Raw genomic sequence first — 17583 nt, 5'->3', positions numbered from 1 at the left:
CGGACGTGCAGTCGCCCGGATTAGTTGTACTTTTTCCACATACGCCCCTCTGTTAATACCCGTTGGTTTCAATCCCCCACCCAGGCCGGGGTCCCTTGATGAAAAAACATCTGCCAGCGCCCATCCCGGAATTTCCATATTGAGCTGCGGAGGGTCACCCTCCCGGTTCCAGCGTTACAGGTCCGGTAAGTAGCCAGTACAGTCTCTTCGGACAGTGGATAAAGCTCGAACTCGCTCAGCGTCATTTTCACCACACCTGCTCCCTCTTCCCCCATCATATCCTTCTTATACCACACCCTGCCGGAGCTTCCGAACTCCACAAAATCATCCGTGAGCAAAAGCGCCAGCTTTTCCGGTGATGTCCGTACCTCCGCGCTCAAGAGCAGCTTTTCCAGCCCGCAGATATGCTCTTTCAGTAATGCATTCTCTTCCATGACAATACCCCCTAATCTACTCGTAAACTACATTAACCGAAGCCCATTTCCAGCAGCTCCAGATTTCCTTTCACTTCCCCCATATCCCTCACCTATTCGACACCCCGGTACCCTCCTCCCTGCATGACTATCGGCAGAATCCCTCTGAATTCCCCATTCATGCGTTTTTTTTGCTAAAATAGAGGAGTCGGCGCATTTTTAAGGGAAACTTGGCGCCAGTCACTGAAACGGAGGCCTCACCTGTGGATTATATTATTCTGGACATCGAATTCAACGGCCGCAAATTTGCCAGCGAGCACCCTATGGAGGTCATTGAGATTGGAGCCGTCCGGTTAGACGCTTCACTGCAATATAAGGATGAATTCACGGCTTTGATCAAACCCATATACTTCTCTACCCTGAATTCCTTCATCAAGAAAAAAACCGGCATCCCCCAAGAGGATATCGACGTGGCCGACCGTTTTCCCAAGGTTATCACCGCCTTTCGGGCCTGGCTTGATCAGAGCAAGGACGGCGTGCTGCTCCTGACCTGGGGCGGCGAAGATATGAAACGGATCATTCAGGATATCCGCATGCACAAAATGGACGATGCCTACTGGCTCGCCGCCACCTACTTCGATCTGCTCAAAGGCGTGCTGCGCGCCCGCGGCCTCACCAACGATATCAGCGTCGAAGGAGCGATGGCGCTGTTCGGGCTGGAGCCTTCCGGTTCCGCGCACCGTGCGCTGGACGATGCGAAGATGACTGCGGATATTTTCCGCGCCGTCTTCCCGGAGCTCGACTTCGAGCGTTCCCAGCACTACGTGGACACCTTCTCCAACGCCAGAGAACGCAAAACTGTCAAGATCGCCATCAAAGCGATGAAAGCGCAAAAAATCGTTCCCACCTGGGAGCTGGTCGCCGAGCATTACTTCCCTGGCGAAGACGCCTTGGCCGATCCCCGGAAGCTGGCGGAGCTGCAGGCTTATTTTGCGGCACAGCTCGGCAAGAAATAGAAATTGAGCAGCCTATACTCGTCATATGATCGCGGCAGTTTCTTTAGTGGACATACTAGGGAGACTGCCGCTGTTTTTTCCCCTCCCGGAAAAATTAATGTTTGACATTGCCGCTGCGTAAAGGTGTAGATTCATTTTGTAAGCAGCTGCTTGCACTTTAGGCAGCGTATACGCTGAGAATAGTTTGGAGGCTGAAGCGAATGGAATACACCGTGCAAAAGCTCGGGCTACTTGCGGGAATCAGCACGCGGACACTGCGGTATTACGATGAGTTTGGCATTCTCAAGCCGGCGAGAATCAACTCCTCGGGATATCGTATCTACGGTCAAGCCGAGGTGGACCGCCTGCAGCAGATTCTTTTTTACCGGGAGCTGGGATTAAGTCTCGAAGGGATCAAAGAAATCATAACCGCCCCGGCCTTTGACGGAACCCGTGCCCTGCGCGAGCATCATGACAAGCTGCTTCAGCGCAGACAACAGCTCGATACGCTTATCCTGAACGTCGAGAAAACACTGGCACAAGCCGAAGGGAGAATAACCATGAGCAATGAAGAGAAATTCTCAGGCTTCAAGCAAAAGCTGATTGACGATAATGAGCAGAAGTACGGACAGGAGATCCGCAGCAAATACGGTGATGAGGCTGTCGATAGATCAAACCTTAAGCTGAAAAATATGACCGAGGAGCAGCACGCCGCCATACAGCAGCTTGAGGAGGAGATGTTCGAAGCACTTGAGCAAGCGATGGAGGAAGGCGATTCGGCAAGCGAGCTGGCGCAAAAAGCGGCTGACCTGCACCGCCAGTGGCTGACCTTCTACTGGGATACCTACTCCAAGGAAGCCCATGCAGGTGTAGCGCAGATGTACGTTGACGATGAGCGGTTCACCGCTTATTACGACAAAACCCGTCCCGGCCTGGCCCGGTTTCTGCGGGATGCCGTACATGTCTATACCGGCGCGAAGCAGGAGTAGACGATACGGACAGATGCACCTTTAGTGAGTGCAGCAAAACACAATTTGTATAGTAATGGAGCGGCAGTGGATATTCCCAGTGCCGCTCTATTTTATAGCCGAAGCTTCTCCCTTCTCCATTTCTTTATAATACTCAATCTTGCTGGTAAGCTTCTCCAAATTCTCGCCAAGCTTCTGCACCTGCTGCTGAACCCTGCTCTGGTGGGCTTCCAGCATAAGCCGTCTTTCATGGACGGTGGCCGGGCCTTGACTGCGCAGGTCCGAATAACGCTTCATGTCACGGATCGGAATATCCAGCTCCCGCAGGAGCAGCAGAAACTGCACCCAGGACACATCCGCCTCCGAATAAGCACGGTAGCCCTGTTCATTCCGCGCCACTCCCTCCAGCATGCCCACTTTCTCGTAATACCGCAGCGTATGTGCCGACAGCCCCGTCAGCCGGGACATTTCCTGAATCGTAAGTAAGTTCTCCATAACCAGATCTTATCACATACTATTTGCGCTTGCATTAGAGCGCGCTCTAAGCTGTAACCTTAGTTCAGCAACAATATTCCTTATCAGACGGAGGTTATTTTATGACAACGGAACGTTATGAACGCGGATGGAACAAATTAATGGAAGTGGATGGCACTGGCGGGGCAAATGTAATAAACTCGCTGAAGGATATTTCTCCCGATCTGGGGCGGTTTGTGATTGAATTTGCTTTTGGCGATATTTATTCCCGTGAAGGGCTGGATTTGCAGCAGCGGCAATTAATCACCATTTCCTCGCTCACTACTCTGGGCGGCTGCGAACCGCAGCTCACCGTTCACATCAATGCCGCCCTTAACGTAGGACTCTCCCCAAAAGAGATTATCGAAGCGATTCTTCACTGTACGCCCTACACAGGATTTCCGCGGGTGCTGAATGCGACCTTTGTAGCCAAAGAGGTATTTAAGGAACGGGGCATTGCTCCACAGGAATAGCCAATTATCTGAAAATACAGCAAAAGACAGCCCCTCCACCGGAGCTGCCTGCATTTCAGAAAGCGGTCGTACACCCTGCTTGGGTACACGCTTGCGGGATTGTCCTGTGCGCTAATCCCGCTACAGGCTGCGGTGCAGCAGCTCCAGCACCTTGCGCAGCTCAGCCACAGCCACCTGGCCCGGGGCCGAAGGCTTATGCGCCGCTCCGAAGGTCAGCGCGGATCCAAAAATTTCCCCGGCCAGACGGCTGATGACCCCTTCTCCGGCCATCGACATCGTAATAATCGGCCGGTCCGCATACTGCTCCTGCATCGTATTCGTTGCAGCCAGCAGAGTTAATACATCGCCTGCATTTTGCGGCATAACGGCAATCTTCGGCAGATCGCCGCCAAGCTCCTGTGCCCTGCGGAGCCGGGAGACAATCTCCTCCTCAGAAGGTGTTCCATGAAAATCATGATTCGAGACAATCACGAACACCCCGCAGGCATGCGCGGCGGCAATCAGTCCGCGGACATCCGCTTCCTCGCCAGCTAACTCAACATCAATAATATCGACGTGGCCGCTCCCGGCTGCGGCCTGATTCAACGAAATGTAGTATTCTGCGCTGATCTCCCGCTCGCCGCCTTCTCTGGCGCTGCGGAAAGTGAAAATCAGCGGAATATCCGGCAGGATGGCATGAAGCTGCTCAAGCATACCCAGAACTGCCGCAGGCTCCTCCACCTCAGTGAAGAAATCGCTCCGCCACTCCACGACATCCGGCGCCAGCGCCTTTAGTGCTTCTGCCTCCTCTATCAGCTCGCCTGCTGTCGTACCGACAAGCGGAACACAGATTTTCGGCATTCCTTCGCCGAGGGTGACATCTTTAACTGTTACCGTGCCGCTCATTTTGATCAGCTCCTTATGGTTCAGCGTTTCTCTATATAAAGTTACCTTTCAGCAGCATCCCGCAGGAACTGCTCAACCTCCGGCAAATACGGCAGCGATGGAATCGCGCCCTGCTTGCCGACAGCCAGCGCTCCGACGGCATTGGCAAATCGGACCGCCTCCGCCAGTGGTTTGCCGCCAGTAAGCTGCACAGCCAGCGCTCCGTTGAAGGAATCCCCTGCGGCTACAGTGTCTACAGCCTGCACCGGATATCCGGAGACATGCTGACTCCCATCCTTGTTCACGATCAGCGCACCCTTGGAGCCGAGCGTCACAATGACGTTCTGCACCCCCTTTTGCAGCAAAATCCGCGACGCCTGCTCTGCATCCTCTACACTGTTCACAGCCATTCCGGCCAGTATCCCCGCCTCTGTCTCATTAGGAGTCAGATATGTGACATGCTGCAGCAGATCACGTCCAAGCTCCTGCGCCGGAGCCGGGTTCAAAATGACCGGAATACCAAAGCTGTATGCTATTGAAGCAGCATGCTCGCACATGGCGAGATCCGTCTCAAGCTGCATCACAACAATGCCCGCCTCTTTGAGCACCGGCTCAAGCAGCGCAATGTCGCTCACGCCAAGCCCCATATTCGCGCCAGGCACGACGATGATCCGGTTCTCCCCTTCCCCGTCCACAACGATGGATGCGACGCCGGTAGAATGAGTATCGCTCTGCACAATATGATCTGTACGGATCTTTTCCTGCCGCATCACGTCAAGTAGCTCGCCTCCAAAAGCATCCCGGCCCACGCTCCCGATCATTGTCACCTCTGCGCCCAGACGCGCTGCGGCAACCGCCTGATTGGCCCCCTTGCCTCCCGGCGAGAGCGCAAAGCCCTGTCCAAACAAGGTTTCTCCGGCCTCCGGAGCACGCTCCGTACGCACCACCATATCCATATTCAAGCTTCCAATTACGACTATTTTCAACTTGTCCACCATCCTAACGTATTACTCTCTATCTTAACTGGGCTGGCCCTGTTTTATCAAACTTCTTATTGCATTTTATCTTACTAAAAAAAGACACGGCAATCACTGCCGTGCCGCATCTTTGAGATATAATTTATTATGCCCGCCAAATTCTTGGCATACAACCTCAGTCCCGATCCCTATTCTTCGTAGATGACTACCGATTGGGATTCCGGCTCCCACTTCACAGTGGCTTTCAGCGCTTCACTGACAAAACGGGCAGGTACGACCGTATTGCCTTTTACAATTGCCGGCGGTGCTTGAAGAGTGACAGGCTGACCATTGACATAGGCAATCTTTTTATCAATAAATAGCTTCACCGTAATACCATCCTTAGTCATGGTAACAGAACGCTCCTGTCCGTTCCAGACCACTTCGGCCTGCAATGCTTCGGCAATGGCTTTGAACGGCACCAAGGTGCTTCCGGCTGTAAGAATAGGGGCAACCTCAGAGGTGGACTCTTCCCCGTTCACGTACAGCTTTATTCCTTTTTTTCCGGCTTGCTCATACAGCTTGCCCAGCTTTTTATAAGCGTTCAGGTTCTTCACATTGGCTAAAATAGCTTCCTTTTGCACGTACACCGCATCAGTTACGCTTCCCCGCTCCTTTAGCATATCTGCAAGCGCCGACAGGGCCGCATCCTTCTCCTTAATCGCCTCAAGCTTTGCTTTCATTTCCGGGGTCAGCTCCGTGCTATACCGGGTCAGCAAAAGCTCAGCAATCACTGCCCCCGCCGGTTTATCCTTCACATTTTCAATCGCATGCAGAAGTCCCTTGTACCCATTGTGGCCCTTTCCGTAGGTAGCATAAGTAACAGAAGTAACCGTTTCTTTTTCAAACTTATCTTTGTCCTTATCTTTATCTCTGTCCTTATCTTTTTCTTTATCTTTATCCTTGTCCTTCTGATTATCTTCGTCTTTCCCTTTATCCTTTTCGTTAACTGTTGTTGCCGCTGGTGCACTAGCAGGTACAACGATGGCTTCCTCTTTATTGCCCTTGTCCTTGCCATTACCATTGCTGTTGTCTTGGCCTTGGCCTTGGCCGTTACCGTTACCATTGCCATTGCCGTGCTCGGATTTTGCCAGTGCCGTTCCCGACATCAGGCTGATTGCCAGAATGCAGCTTACGAGGATGCTAATGCTTTTTTTCATAAGTTCGGTTCCCCCCTAGGTTGTGGTGTGCTTCCTTATTAATTTCGGTTGCCGGATTCGGCTTTATAAGCGATTATGGATTTTTAGGATATTTAGCTCGGGGCAATAATTGCAACGCTACCATCGTACTAGCCATACGGACCTACTGATTTTTCTTTTAAAAACTTCAGTATGCTTTTTTCTGGCAGATATGCTAGAATAGGTGTGGAATCGTTTTCCAGATCAACTTGCGCTCTATTGGGCAAACGTTTGCACCCTAGATTAAGCCTGCAGCAATGCCAGTTTTTAATCCAAATCGTATTTAGGAGGCTTATCAAGTGAACCAGAACCAATTACCGTCAGTAGCTTATTTCAGCATGGAGTACGGACTGCATTCCGACTTCAAAATGTACGCCGGTGGCCTGGGCATTCTGGCCGGAGACTACATCAAGGGTGCCAAGGATATTGGCGCTCCGATCATCCCGATTGGACTGAAGTGGAAGCAGGGCTACACGGACCAGAAGATTGATGCAAGCGGCAATCCTTACGACTCCTATCACAATTACATCTATGATTTTCTTGAAGATACAGGGGTGAAGGTCACCGTAAAGGTCCGCAAGATTGATGTGGTCTGTAAAGTGTGGCGAACCGATCATTTTGGCAACAATCCCTTGTATCTGCTTGATACAGATATTCCCGAGAACGGCGACGCCTGGATTACGGGCCAACTGTACGGCTGGTTTGGCGAGGAACGGATTGCGCAGGAGATTGTCCTGGGGATCGGCGGGGTAAAAGCTATGCGCGCGCTGGAGATTCCGATTGATGTCTACCATTTCAACGAGGGACATGCGGCACTGGCGGCCATCGAGCTGATCCGTGAAAAAATGTCCGGCGGCAGCACCTTTGAAGAAGCCTGGAAGGCTACGCGGGAAGAGGTTGTGTTCACTACACATACGCCGATTAAGGAAGGCAACGAGACTCATCCGCTTGACCGGCTGGAGTATATGGGCGCTTTTAACGGCTTGACCCGCAGCCAAATGGAGCGCATCGGCGGTGATCCGTTCAATATGACGGTGGCCGGACTGCGTCTGTCGCGTATATCGAATGCTGTAGCTCAATTGCATGCCGATACCGCCAATAAAATGTGGAAGGAAGTTGCCGGCAGATCGGAGATCATCGGCATCACCAATGCCATTCATACCCCTACCTGGGTGGATGAACGGATAACCCGCGCTTATGAGGACGGCGGCGACCTGTGGGCTGCACATAAGGAGATCAAGGGTGAGCTGATCAGCTTCATTGAGGAGCGCTCCGGTATTTCCCTTAATCCCGATAACCTGCTCATCGGCTTCTCGCGGCGGGCTGCGCCGTACAAGCGCAGTGATTTGATTTTCTCCCAGCCAGAAATCATTGCACCTTACCTGGAAAGCGGCCGCATCCAAATCGTCTTTTCAGGCAAAGCGCATCCTCTGGATGACACCGGCAAAAAAATCGTCAGCAATCTCGTGGCGATGATGAAAAAATACCCGAAAAGCGTCGTTTTCCTGGAAAATTACGATATGACCATCGGGGCACAGCTAACACGCGGCTCCGACATTTGGCTCAACAATCCGCGCCGTCCGCTGGAAGCCAGCGGCACCTCAGGTATGAAGGCCGCCATGAACGGCGTCCTGAACTGCTCGATCCTCGACGGCTGGTGGCCGGAAGCCTGCATTGACGGCGAGAACGGCTGGCAGATCGGCGACGGCTTCGAGACCTCAGACTTTGAAGTGCTTGACCAGCATGACAGCGACGCTCTGTACGATACGCTCTTGAAACGTGTGCTCCCGACCTTCTATGAGGACAAGAAGAAATGGGTACAGATGATGCACAAGAGCATCGAAACCACCCGTACCGAATTCGCCAGCAAACGTATGCTCGATGAATATTACAACCGGATGTATATCAAAGGTTAAGGCTCGCCATTCTGTCCCGTCTGCTGCTGCTATGGCTGCAGGCGGGATTTTTGCATATTACCGCTGGCAGTGGCGACTCTGTTGCGTCCGCCTGTTTTGGCGAGGTATAACCCCTGATCTGCCAGATCCACCAGTGCAGCTACCTCTCCGGCACCTGCCGCTTCACCCGCAGCGGTTCCAATACTGACCGTAATGTAAGAACTCACTCGGGAATAATCGTGCTGAAAAGCCATTTTCTCAATCCGGCTTCTAATTCTTTCACTCAGCTCCGTCGCCTCATCCACACCGGTATTAAGTGCCGCGACGACAAACTCCTCTCCCCCCATCCGGGCCGCAAAACGCCAATCGCCTGCGATCTCTGCCTGAATCGCCTGGGCCACCTCTTTAATGATCCGGTCCCCTTCGGCATGCCCATAATTGTCATTGAACAGCTTGAAATAATCAATGTCTATCATGAGTATGGCCACGGAACTGTGCGGTTCTCCGTTCTCACTTAACAACTCCTGCATCTTTTGGTCGAAGGCACGGCGGTTCGGAATTTCCGTCAACGCATCAGTGAATGACAGCCTTTGCAATTCCCTATTGGCCTGAGCCAGCTCCATATGTACTTTTTCATTCTGAACAATTTGCTCCTCCAGCTTCCGGTGACTGCGTTCCAGCAAAATCTGGTTGTAATAATTGCTGCAAAAGTTCACATACAGAATTCTCGACGCCATCCAGATAAAGAAGAGGAACAAGGTAAGATTGATATAATGGCCAATCAGCACATTCGAAGACGCTTGAAAAAAGGGCAGTCCGATATACAGCAGTCCCGCTGAGCTTCCATACAGCCGCAGAACCATCCTGTTATTGAAATAAAAAATAACCGAAATACTCACCAGATTAATGACAAAGGCCATCACTTGTCCATACAGCCGCTGATCCGCCAAGGTCACTACACTGCCCCAAATCACAAAGCAATACGAATAGGCAATAAAAAGCTTCTCATACAGCCGATAGCCTCCCTCTGCCAGCTTAGCATCTCTTTCATAGGCCGCCGCCCCGAGCAGAAAGGCCACATTGAGTCCAATCATAGAGACATACATTATAAAATAAAAGCTGAAATGAAAGCTCTCATGTATCTTGGTGATGGATGCCGCCAGGTCAACCGCCGCCAACACGGATTCGATGCCTATAATTATTTTGGCAAACAGCTTCCCTCTGGAGATATTCTCCTTCAGCGTAAGCATGCGCAGCTCTCTGCGCTCATCCTCCGTCATCGTGAACGGCAGTGTAATCAGTCTTTCGAGCATGCTGTCTCCTCCTGATCGCTTGAACACCATTAACCCCAATACCCTCATTATCGTTCATTCTCGCGCCCGGACACAACAGAAAAAGCAGTATCCTTGTGTTTATCAGCAATAACCCTCAAATAGTCCTTCACCATCTCCCAAAGAACATCATCTCTAGCCTTATTTAAAATAATTATAAAATAAGATTGAAATTTTAAATTTTTTTGATATTATAGTATTTATACTTATTCTAAAATCAAATCCTAATACGAGGTGATTGTATTCATGAGCGAGAGCCATAACAAACTTACAACAAGCTGGGGCGCACCTGTCGGGGACAACCAGAATTCTATGACTGCAGGGTCGCGCGGACCCACTTTGCTGCAGGATGTGCATCTGCTGGAGAAATTGGCGCATTTTAACCGGGAGCGTGTTCCTGAGCGTGTGGTTCATGCCAAAGGCGCAGGCGCGCATGGCTATTTCGAAGTTACACAGGATTTGTCCCAATATACGAAAGCTGCTTTTTTATCCGAAGTGGGCAAACGCACACCGATGTTCATCCGTTTCTCCACCGTTGCCGGGGAGCTTGGCTCAGCCGATACCGTTCGTGATCCGCGCGGTTTTGCCGTGAAATTCTACACAGAGGAAGGCAACTACGATCTGGTCGGCAACAATACACCTGTCTTTTTTATCCGCGATGCCATCAAATTTCCGGACTTTATCCATACCCAGAAACGCCATCCGCAGACCCATCTGAAAAATCCTAATGCCGTCTGGGATTTCTGGTCCCTTTCCCCTGAATCGCTGCATCAGGTCACCATTCTGATGTCCGACCGCGGCATTCCGGCCACACTCCGTCATATGCACGGCTTCGGAAGCCACACCTTCAAATGGGTGAACGCGGAAGGCTCCTCCGTTTGGGTCAAATACCATTTTAAAACAGAGCAGGGTATAAAAAATCTGGACGTGGAGCTTGCCGCAAAGCTGGCCGGAGACAACCCGGATTATCATACAGAGGATTTGTTCAATGCGATTGCTCAGGGGGATTTCCCCGCTTGGAGGCTGTATGTCCAGATCATGCCTGTAGAGGATGCCGATACGTACCGTTTCGACCCCTTCGATGTTACCAAGGTATGGTCACAAAAGGATTACCCTCTGATTGAGGTCGGCCGCATGGTACTAAACCGCAATCCGGAGAATTATTTTGCAGAAGTGGAGCAGGCTACATTTTCTCCTGGCTCTTTTGTTCCCGGAGTTGAGGCTTCCCCCGATAAAATGCTGCAGGGCCGCCTCTTCGCGTATGGCGATGCCCACCGCTACCGGGTAGGCGCGAACCATAATCATTTGCCGATCAACCGGCCAATTGCTGAAGTCAACAACAATCAGCGCGACGGCGCTATGCACCCTGGAGCCAACGGCGGCGGTTCAGTCTATTACGAGCCGAACAGCTTCGGCGGAGCGACGGAGTCACCAGCGCACAAGCCGGCAGCTTTTGAAGTGACCGGACAGGCAGACAGTGTGGCTTACGATCACAACGATCATTACACACAGCCTGGTGATCTGTACCGCCTGCTAAGCGAAGAGGAGCGGACCCGTCTCGTCCGCAATATCGTAGGCGCTATGACTCCAGTGGATAAAGATGAGATCAAACTCCGCCAAATCGGCCATTTCTACAAAGCCGACCCTGAATTCGGCCAGCGGATCGCTGACGGTCTGGGCCTGACTGTACCTCAATCAGAGTAATCCCAGTCCGTATTTGCACGAATAAGCCCCACCCTTTAAGGGCGGGGCTTATTCGTGCAGCGCTATTTTTCCTTCCTCTGATAAATGCTCATCCACTGCTCCAGTTGCAGCTTCAGATCTATTCTGGCTGACACCGGCTCCAGGATTTCTGCATGCGATCCATATTGCAGAATCCATTTCATGAATTCCTTCTCATTGTTGAGCGTGACTTCGAACAGCAGACTGCCATCCTGCTCATCGCTCATCCGGGGATGAACAAACAGCTCTTCTTCTTTAATATAACGTGCCACCGAAGGATGAAAACGCACCTTGAATGTGATATTTTTATTCCCCCGGTCAATCGACCAGGTATTCTTCAGATACTTTTTTATATTGAAATTGCCTTTATCAAAGGTTACAGGCATAACCTCCACCTGTTGAAACCGGCTGATACGGAACGTTCGGATCGCCTGTTTGAGCTGACAATAACCAATCAGATAAAAGCGCTGATCACGCGGAATCAAATAGTAGGGATCAATTTCCCGTTCTGTCAGCGTATTGCGCAGTTGTGAGTGATACACCGCCCGAATGCGCCGCTGCTCCAGAATGGCTCCGATGATCGGCTGCAGAAAATTCCGGCTTTCTTTTCGGTAAGCCGGTTTTCCCATTTGGATGATATCGGCAATATTCTCAAGAATCCCGTTTTGCTGGGATTTCTCTTTCAGATGTGTACCCATGACCTTATCATAGGCTGTATGGAAGCCTGGAGGAATTTTATCCGGAGTTAGCACAGAAGGCAAAAGTGAGAAGGCCAGCGCCTCCTGCTCGGAGAAATCCAGCGGATACAAAAAAAACTTTCCCAAAAACCTATACCCCGTCCCCCTGCCCTCATTCGCGACAGGTGCAAAATGGCTAATAATCTCCAGATCCCTGTATATCGTTCTAATGTGCACATCACACCGGAACGCCAAATCCTTGGCCGTAATTCCTGGAGTAGACTGGATTGCATTGATAATCTTAAAGATTCTAATTACCTTGTCAATCATTGTGTAAGCCCCTTAACTTCCAGTTATTTATACCGTTGTACTCGCCACTATTATCATATCAGTTCCTTTCGAAGCGCACCAAGAAACACAAGGAGTCTGTCCTGCGGGTGAATACAAAAAAGAATAGCCCCATGAATAAGTTCACAGGACTATCCTAGAAGCTTACTAGACCATCATTTCCGACTTTCTCCCTTTGCTGACAAACCAGTATGGCAAAGCCAGAAAAATGGAACCGCCGATGATATTTCCAAAAGTAACCCATGCAAGGTTGTGGACAGCGCCGGTTATTGTAAGTGACTCCGCGTGTGGTAGCATGAGCGATATGGCGAATATCCCCATGTTGGCAATCGAGTGCTCAAAGCCCGGAGTGGCAAAGGCAAACACACACCAAAACAGCATGAACAGCTTAGCCATCTCTTCTTTCATCTTATAGCAGAGCCAGATGGCCAGACATACTACAAAATTACATAACACCGCCCGTAAAAACAATTCACCTGCCGGGATTGTCAGCTTGCTTTCCGCGACTTTTTCAATATAACGGTCTGCGAGACCCATCGGGGCCTTGCTTCTCACATATATAAATGCCAATACTATGGAACCGGTCAGGTTGCCGAGGTAAGAAGCCAGCAGCAATTGCACTGCTTTCTTCAGGTCTATGGTTTTCTCCAGAAGGCCGACAGAAAGAACAAAACAATTTCCGGTAAAAAGCTCTCCACCTGCGAAGTAAAGTAGACCAAGGGCGATTGGGAAGGTAAGCCCGACTGCAATCTTTCCGTATAATTTTCCGTCCACATTAATGATTCCTGCAGTTGAGAAAGCAAGCGCGATTCCAATGATTATAAAGAAGCCTGACATGACCGCCAGCAAAAAATATTTCACGATACTCTCATTCAGATAATCACTTTTTATTTTCGCGGAGAGTGCCACCTTGTTGATTTCTTCCTTGTACATAATTCACCTGGTTTCAATAGTTGTCAAAAATTTCATCCATCCAGTCAAACATCACCTGATGGAACAGAGCGTGGTTTCCTTCCTGGCAATGCTCCTCGGCGCCTTCGGCTTTGGTAAAGATCCGGATGGTCATGGGTGATTTGATCTCATCAATCAATGCCGATAGCTGATCCTCAGATACAAAATGGTCGGTCTCCCCCATTGTCAGCAGCACAGGGCATTTGATTTTCCCCGCAATTCCTTTCAAGGTCGCTTTCTTCATTTCCTCAAACAATTCGTAGCGGTGTTGTAAGCCAAACACCCACTTTCCGTTATTTAACATCCAGCGCAGATTGGAGTTGCCCTTTTCCGCCACAGCCAGCAGTTGTTCTCTCTGTTCCTCCGGTAACTGGAGTAATTGTTCTAACTGCGGATTTTGATTCAAGGTAGAATCAAAGGTATCGTAGAAGACATTAAAGGCGATGCAGGCTTTAATTCGGTCGTCAAACGCTGCTGCCCTTGGTGCAAAATAGCCGCCTAAGCTCATCCCAAGCAGTGCAATTTTGTCCATACTAATTTCACTTCTTGTTTCCATATAATCAATAGCGGCACCTACCGGAACTTCAGCATCGTGGCGCATGTACAGGTTCTGTTTGCGCAGTGCTTCTCCCTGTCCCGGCATTTCAAACACCAGACAGTGGTATCCTCGCTTAATGGCCGGTGCTGCACCGCAGAAATACAGTTCTTGAAGCGTAGAATCATACCCCCCGATAAACAGAAGCGTTGGCCGAGCTGTCAAAGCATTTCTTGGATCTGCTGTTGCTCCGTAAAAATAGCCCTTCAAGTAAGTATCACCATAAGGGATCTTTACAATTTCATAGTGAGTATCCAAGAGATCCATCGCCTTTTCAAAGGTGTCCACGCTCTTGTCGAAATTCTCCATTCTTCTTGGATCTGTGCCATCCAGAAAGAATTCACCGGTTCTGTAGTAATTGTGCGCACGAAGGTAGGCCTCTCTTGCACTTACTTTATGGCGTTTGCTCAGACAATCCTCCGCTGTGCTAGCCGTTTTGTCAGCCATTTTGTGCCATTCCAGAAACCAGCTTTCGAAATCCCCCTCTGTAATTTTGGAGGCTGTTGCCAGGCACTCCCCAATTTCAGCACCTTGATACCCCGCATATGTCGCTGCTCTTAACAATTCAAAAGAGAATGCCTGATCGTTAAAATAGAATTTCATGATAAATCGCTCCTTTATATATTTTTTTCATTGAACATTCGATGAACTAAATTGATTTAAAAAAACTGGAAAACAGTTTTTAAGTTATTTTCCAGGTCAACAATGTATAGTCTACAATCTGTTCCAGATAGGTATCCCAGTCTACGGCATACATATTATATTGTTCAAATAGCATATCCTGAACAAGATAAGAATAGATGGCGCTCCAGAACTGATTACCCATCATCCAAAAATCCATGGTGCGAATTTCGCTGCGTTCGGCTCGCTGCTCCAGCATCTTCATCGTCTGACCAGTAAGAATCTGCATGTGTCTGCTGAAGCTTTCCATGTAAGTTTCGGGAAGAATGTTCTTTTCCCTAAGCAGAATCAACAGAACATTTTTGTCCTTGGCGATATAAGTGAATAGAATTTTGCCAAGTGCAATCAGCATTTCACGGATCGGTGCTTTCTTGTCTAAAGAAGCGATGTCTGCTTCAATCTGCAGATACCGCTCTTCCAGAAAATCCTGCATAATCGTATCGAGGATCTGTTTCTTGCCGTCCGGAAAATAATGATAAATCAGCCCGTCAGCCATGCCAATATGTTTGGTAATTCCACGGGTTGTGGTTGCATGGTAGCCATGCAAGGCAAATAACTCTTTAGCTGATTCCAGAAGCTGCGCCCGCCGTTCAATGGCCTGTAAGTCACGGCTGGTCAGCTTGGAGGATAAGTCTTCTTTTCTCATTCTTTTAGTTCACCGCCTGTTCAATGAAATTATAGTTCAATTCCACCTGCAAGGCAATATATTTTTAGCAAATAATACACTGTTAAACGATAAAAAGCCCTTGCTTCGCAAGGGTTCCAGTTCTATATATTAACATTTAAGCGGGTGATGGGAATCGAACCCACGCTATCAGCTTGGAAGGCTGAAGTTCTACCATTGAACTACACCCGCACAGGTATAAAATCGGGATGACACGATTTGAACATGCGACCCCCTGGTCCCAAACCAGGTGCTCTACCAAGCTGAGCTACATCCCGTTATTTTAATACTAGAAGTAATAATGGCGCGCCCTGAGAGATTCGAACTCCCGACCTTTTGATTCGTAGTCAAACGCTCTATCCAGCTGAGCTAAGGGCGCAAAATCTATATGGAGCGGACGACGGGAATCGAACCCGCGACCCTCGCCTTGGCAAGGCGATGCTCTACCGCTGAGCCACGTCCGCAAAAACATGGTGCGCGTGAAGGGACTTGAACCCCCACGTCGTGAAACGCCAGATCCTAAGTCTGGTGCGTCTGCCATTCCGCCACACGCGCACACTTCATAAGAAAATGGTGAGCCATGAAGGACTCGAACCTTCGACACCCTGATTAAAAGTCAGGTGCTCTACCAACTGAGCTAATGGCTCTCACATAAGGTCTCTTCCGAGTATACCCGGATTCACCTTCACAGCTTAGCTTCACAATATGGTGTGAAGTGGCTGGGGATATAGGATTTGAACCTATGCATGACGGAGTCAAAGTCCGTTGCCTTACCGCTTGGCTAATCCCCAACAAATATAATTAGTCAAATGGCGGAACAGGGCGGGATACTCTTCGCTTCGCTACGAGATTGCGATGTATTGCTAACGAAGCTTATGCTCCAACGAACCCTAAAATGGATTCTCATCCCTGAAGTAAATTTATATGGCGGAACCGACGGGATTCGAACCCGCGATCTCCTGCGTGACAGGCAGGCATGTTAGGCCAACTACACCACGGTTCCAAGATAAGCACTTTTGGGATCCCTTTGGGGATATATTGCGGGGGCAGGATTTGAACCTGCGGCCTTCGGGTTATGAGCCCGACGAGCTACCGGGCTGCTCCACCCCGCGTCAGTTATTAATCTATGGTGGAGGCTGAGGGGTTCGAACCCCCGACCCTCTGCTTGTAAGGCAGATGCTCTCCCAGCTGAGCTAAGCCTCCATAATATGACCCGTATGGGATACTCTCCAATCCGTTACGAGATTGCGAAGTAATCCTTACGAAGCCTATGCTTCAACGAACCAGTGGATTCTCATCCAAAATTCGAAGATGTAATTGGTGACCCGTATGGGATTCGAACCCATGTTACCTCCGTGAAAGGGAGGTGTCTTAACCCCTTGACCAACGGGCCTTGCTGTAAATAAAGATAGTGCATAAAGAAGACTTACTACGGAGAGAGAGGGATACTCTCACTTCGTTCGAGATTACGATGTAATTCCTAACGAAGGTTATGCTCCAACGAACCAACAAGGATTCTCATCCCTACAGTGAAGTCTATTCAGAACGGAGAGAGAGGGATTCGAACCCTCGAGACGCTTGTGGCGCCTACACGATTTCCAATCGTGCTCCTTCGGCCAAACTCGGACACCTCTCCAAATGGCTCCCCGAACAGGACTCGAACCTGTGACAACTCGATTAACAGTCGAGTGCTCTACCAACTGAGCTATCAGGGAAAATGGTGGGCCTTAGTGGACTCGAACCACTGACCTCACCCTTATCAGAGGTGCGCTCTAACCAGCTGAGCTAAAGGCCCTTTTACATATGCCTATTCAACTAATAAGGGCAAAAAAAATACCACAGGGTGTGTGGGGATTTCCGCTTGGCGGCGTCCTACTCTCCCAGGACCCTTCGGTCCAAGTACCATCGGCGCTGGAGGGCTTAACGGTCGTGTTCGGGATGGGTACGCTTGGAACCCCTCCACTATCGCCACCAAACGGGCACTTGCAGTGCAAATGCATGATTCAGGAACTTGATTCCTGAAAACTGAATCCGAAACGAAATCTGCGTTTTAGTTGTTTGGATAAGCCCTCGACCGATTAGTATTGGTCAGCTCCACACGTTACCGTGCTTCCACCTCCAACCTATCTACCTCGTCGTCTTCAAGGGGTCTTACATACTGGGAAATCTCATCTTGAGGGGGGCTTCACGCTTAGATGCTTTCAGCGCTTATCCCGTCCGTACGTAGCTACCCAGCCATGCTCCTGGCGGAACAACTGGTGCACCAGCGGTACGTCCATCCCGGTCCTCTCGTACTAAG

At 50.0% G+C, this 17583-nt stretch carries 15 protein-coding genes, 14 tRNA genes and 2 rRNA genes; 5 read left to right on the top strand and 26 right to left on the bottom strand.

Annotated features, from left to right (window positions below):
* Nucleotides 1-68 precede the first annotated feature (68 nt).
* Nucleotides 69-434: a nuclear transport factor 2 family protein gene (locus AC0LWN_RS22560; protein WP_474669284.1), complete on the bottom strand. Its 366-nt coding sequence runs from the start codon at nt 432-434 to the stop codon at nt 69-71.
* A gap of 242 nt (nt 435-676) precedes the next feature.
* On the opposite strand from AC0LWN_RS22560, the gene AC0LWN_RS22555 reads away from it, so the two are divergent.
* Both AC0LWN_RS22555 and AC0LWN_RS22550 read left to right on the top strand, forming a co-directional pair.
* Nucleotides 677-1429 (top strand): 3'-5' exonuclease, encoded by a 753-nt coding sequence (locus AC0LWN_RS22555; protein WP_474669282.1) that lies wholly within the window; start codon nt 677-679, stop codon nt 1427-1429.
* A gap of 200 nt (nt 1430-1629) precedes the next feature.
* Nucleotides 1630-2397 carry a MerR family transcriptional regulator gene (locus AC0LWN_RS22550; protein ID WP_474669280.1) on the top strand — a complete coding sequence of 256 codons (768 nt, stop codon included), beginning with the start codon at nt 1630-1632 and terminating at the stop codon, nt 2395-2397.
* Between the two features lie 87 nt (nt 2398-2484).
* On the opposite strand, the gene AC0LWN_RS22545 is transcribed toward AC0LWN_RS22550, so the two are convergent.
* Nucleotides 2485-2871 carry a MerR family transcriptional regulator gene (locus AC0LWN_RS22545; RefSeq protein ID WP_474669278.1) on the bottom strand — a complete coding sequence of 129 codons (387 nt, stop codon included), beginning with the start codon at nt 2869-2871 and terminating at the stop codon, nt 2485-2487.
* A 101-nt stretch (nt 2872-2972) separates the two neighbouring features.
* Between AC0LWN_RS22545 and AC0LWN_RS22540 the strand changes: the two genes are divergently transcribed.
* Complete coding sequence (locus AC0LWN_RS22540) at nt 2973-3362, top strand: carboxymuconolactone decarboxylase family protein (RefSeq protein ID WP_474669276.1); 390 nt, start codon at nt 2973-2975, stop codon at nt 3360-3362.
* Nucleotides 3363-3482: 120 nt separating this feature from the next.
* Here AC0LWN_RS22540 and aroD read toward each other — a convergent pair whose 3' ends face one another.
* The 3 genes from aroD to AC0LWN_RS22525 form a co-directional block, all read right to left on the bottom strand.
* The gene (gene aroD, locus AC0LWN_RS22535; protein ID WP_474669274.1) at nt 3483-4247 is read right to left on the bottom strand and encodes a type I 3-dehydroquinate dehydratase; all 765 of its coding nucleotides are present in this window, start codon (nt 4245-4247) and stop codon (nt 3483-3485) included.
* A gap of 41 nt (nt 4248-4288) precedes the next feature.
* Complete coding sequence (gene rbsK, locus AC0LWN_RS22530) at nt 4289-5212, bottom strand: ribokinase (protein WP_474669272.1); 924 nt, start codon at nt 5210-5212, stop codon at nt 4289-4291.
* 179 nt (nt 5213-5391) lie between these two features.
* Entirely contained in the window at nt 5392-6402 is a 1011-nt protein-coding gene (locus AC0LWN_RS22525) for a copper amine oxidase N-terminal domain-containing protein (protein ID WP_474669270.1), read from the bottom strand.
* A 317-nt stretch (nt 6403-6719) separates the two neighbouring features.
* Here AC0LWN_RS22525 and glgP point away from each other — a divergent pair, with 317 nt between their 5' ends.
* Complete coding sequence (glgP, locus tag AC0LWN_RS22520) at nt 6720-8336, top strand: alpha-glucan family phosphorylase (RefSeq protein ID WP_474669268.1); 1617 nt, start codon at nt 6720-6722, stop codon at nt 8334-8336.
* 29 nt (nt 8337-8365) lie between these two features.
* Here the strand turns inward: glgP and AC0LWN_RS22515 are convergent, their stop codons facing one another.
* Nucleotides 8366-9628, bottom strand: a complete 1263-nt coding sequence (locus AC0LWN_RS22515; RefSeq protein WP_474669266.1) for a GGDEF domain-containing protein — start codon at nt 9626-9628, stop codon at nt 8366-8368.
* 264 nt (nt 9629-9892) lie between these two features.
* Between AC0LWN_RS22515 and katA the strand changes: the two genes are divergently transcribed.
* The gene (gene katA, locus AC0LWN_RS22510) at nt 9893-11350 is read left to right on the top strand and encodes a catalase KatA (RefSeq protein WP_474669264.1); all 1458 of its coding nucleotides are present in this window, start codon (nt 9893-9895) and stop codon (nt 11348-11350) included.
* 62 nt (nt 11351-11412) lie between these two features.
* Here katA and AC0LWN_RS22505 read toward each other — a convergent pair whose 3' ends face one another.
* The 20 genes from AC0LWN_RS22505 to AC0LWN_RS22410 form a co-directional block, all read right to left on the bottom strand.
* On the bottom strand, nt 11413-12375 hold the full coding sequence (locus AC0LWN_RS22505; RefSeq protein WP_474669262.1) for a helix-turn-helix transcriptional regulator: 963 nt from the start codon (nt 12373-12375) through the stop codon (nt 11413-11415).
* A 165-nt stretch (nt 12376-12540) separates the two neighbouring features.
* Nucleotides 12541-13326 (bottom strand): formate/nitrite transporter family protein, encoded by a 786-nt coding sequence (locus AC0LWN_RS22500; protein WP_474669260.1) that lies wholly within the window; start codon nt 13324-13326, stop codon nt 12541-12543.
* 13 nt (nt 13327-13339) lie between these two features.
* Nucleotides 13340-14542, bottom strand: a complete 1203-nt coding sequence (locus tag AC0LWN_RS22495; protein WP_474669258.1) for an alpha/beta hydrolase family protein — start codon at nt 14540-14542, stop codon at nt 13340-13342.
* Nucleotides 14543-14621: 79 nt separating this feature from the next.
* The gene (locus tag AC0LWN_RS22490) at nt 14622-15266 is read right to left on the bottom strand and encodes a TetR/AcrR family transcriptional regulator (RefSeq protein WP_474669256.1); all 645 of its coding nucleotides are present in this window, start codon (nt 15264-15266) and stop codon (nt 14622-14624) included.
* 139 nt (nt 15267-15405) lie between these two features.
* Nucleotides 15406-15476 (bottom strand) — tRNA-Gly (locus AC0LWN_RS22485).
* A gap of 12 nt (nt 15477-15488) precedes the next feature.
* Nucleotides 15489-15562: transfer RNA gene (locus AC0LWN_RS22480), tRNA-Pro, on the bottom strand.
* Between the two features lie 24 nt (nt 15563-15586).
* A tRNA-Arg gene (locus tag AC0LWN_RS22475) sits at nt 15587-15663 on the bottom strand.
* Between the two features lie 10 nt (nt 15664-15673).
* Nucleotides 15674-15748, bottom strand: a tRNA-Gly gene (locus AC0LWN_RS22470).
* A 7-nt stretch (nt 15749-15755) separates the two neighbouring features.
* Nucleotides 15756-15839 (bottom strand) — tRNA-Leu (locus AC0LWN_RS22465).
* 16 nt (nt 15840-15855) lie between these two features.
* Nucleotides 15856-15931, bottom strand: a tRNA-Lys gene (locus AC0LWN_RS22460).
* A gap of 69 nt (nt 15932-16000) precedes the next feature.
* Nucleotides 16001-16075: transfer RNA gene (locus AC0LWN_RS22455), tRNA-Gln, on the bottom strand.
* A gap of 134 nt (nt 16076-16209) precedes the next feature.
* Nucleotides 16210-16287 (bottom strand) — tRNA-Asp (locus AC0LWN_RS22450).
* A gap of 35 nt (nt 16288-16322) precedes the next feature.
* Nucleotides 16323-16396 (bottom strand) — tRNA-Met (locus AC0LWN_RS22445).
* A gap of 15 nt (nt 16397-16411) precedes the next feature.
* Nucleotides 16412-16487, bottom strand: a tRNA-Val gene (locus AC0LWN_RS22440).
* Between the two features lie 115 nt (nt 16488-16602).
* Nucleotides 16603-16677, bottom strand: a tRNA-Glu gene (locus AC0LWN_RS22435).
* Between the two features lie 153 nt (nt 16678-16830).
* A tRNA-Ser gene (locus tag AC0LWN_RS22430) sits at nt 16831-16920 on the bottom strand.
* Nucleotides 16921-16923: 3 nt separating this feature from the next.
* Nucleotides 16924-16999 (bottom strand) — tRNA-Asn (locus AC0LWN_RS22425).
* A gap of 3 nt (nt 17000-17002) precedes the next feature.
* Nucleotides 17003-17079 (bottom strand) — tRNA-Ile (locus AC0LWN_RS22420).
* 64 nt (nt 17080-17143) lie between these two features.
* Nucleotides 17144-17260, bottom strand: a 5S ribosomal RNA gene (gene rrf / locus AC0LWN_RS22415).
* Between the two features lie 82 nt (nt 17261-17342).
* A 23S ribosomal RNA gene (locus tag AC0LWN_RS22410) occupies nt 17343-17583 on the bottom strand; the annotation flags it as partial.

It is taken from the genome of Paenibacillus sp. sgz302115 (genome assembly GCF_056120445.1).
This window is presented reverse-complemented; position numbering and strand designations above follow the sequence as displayed.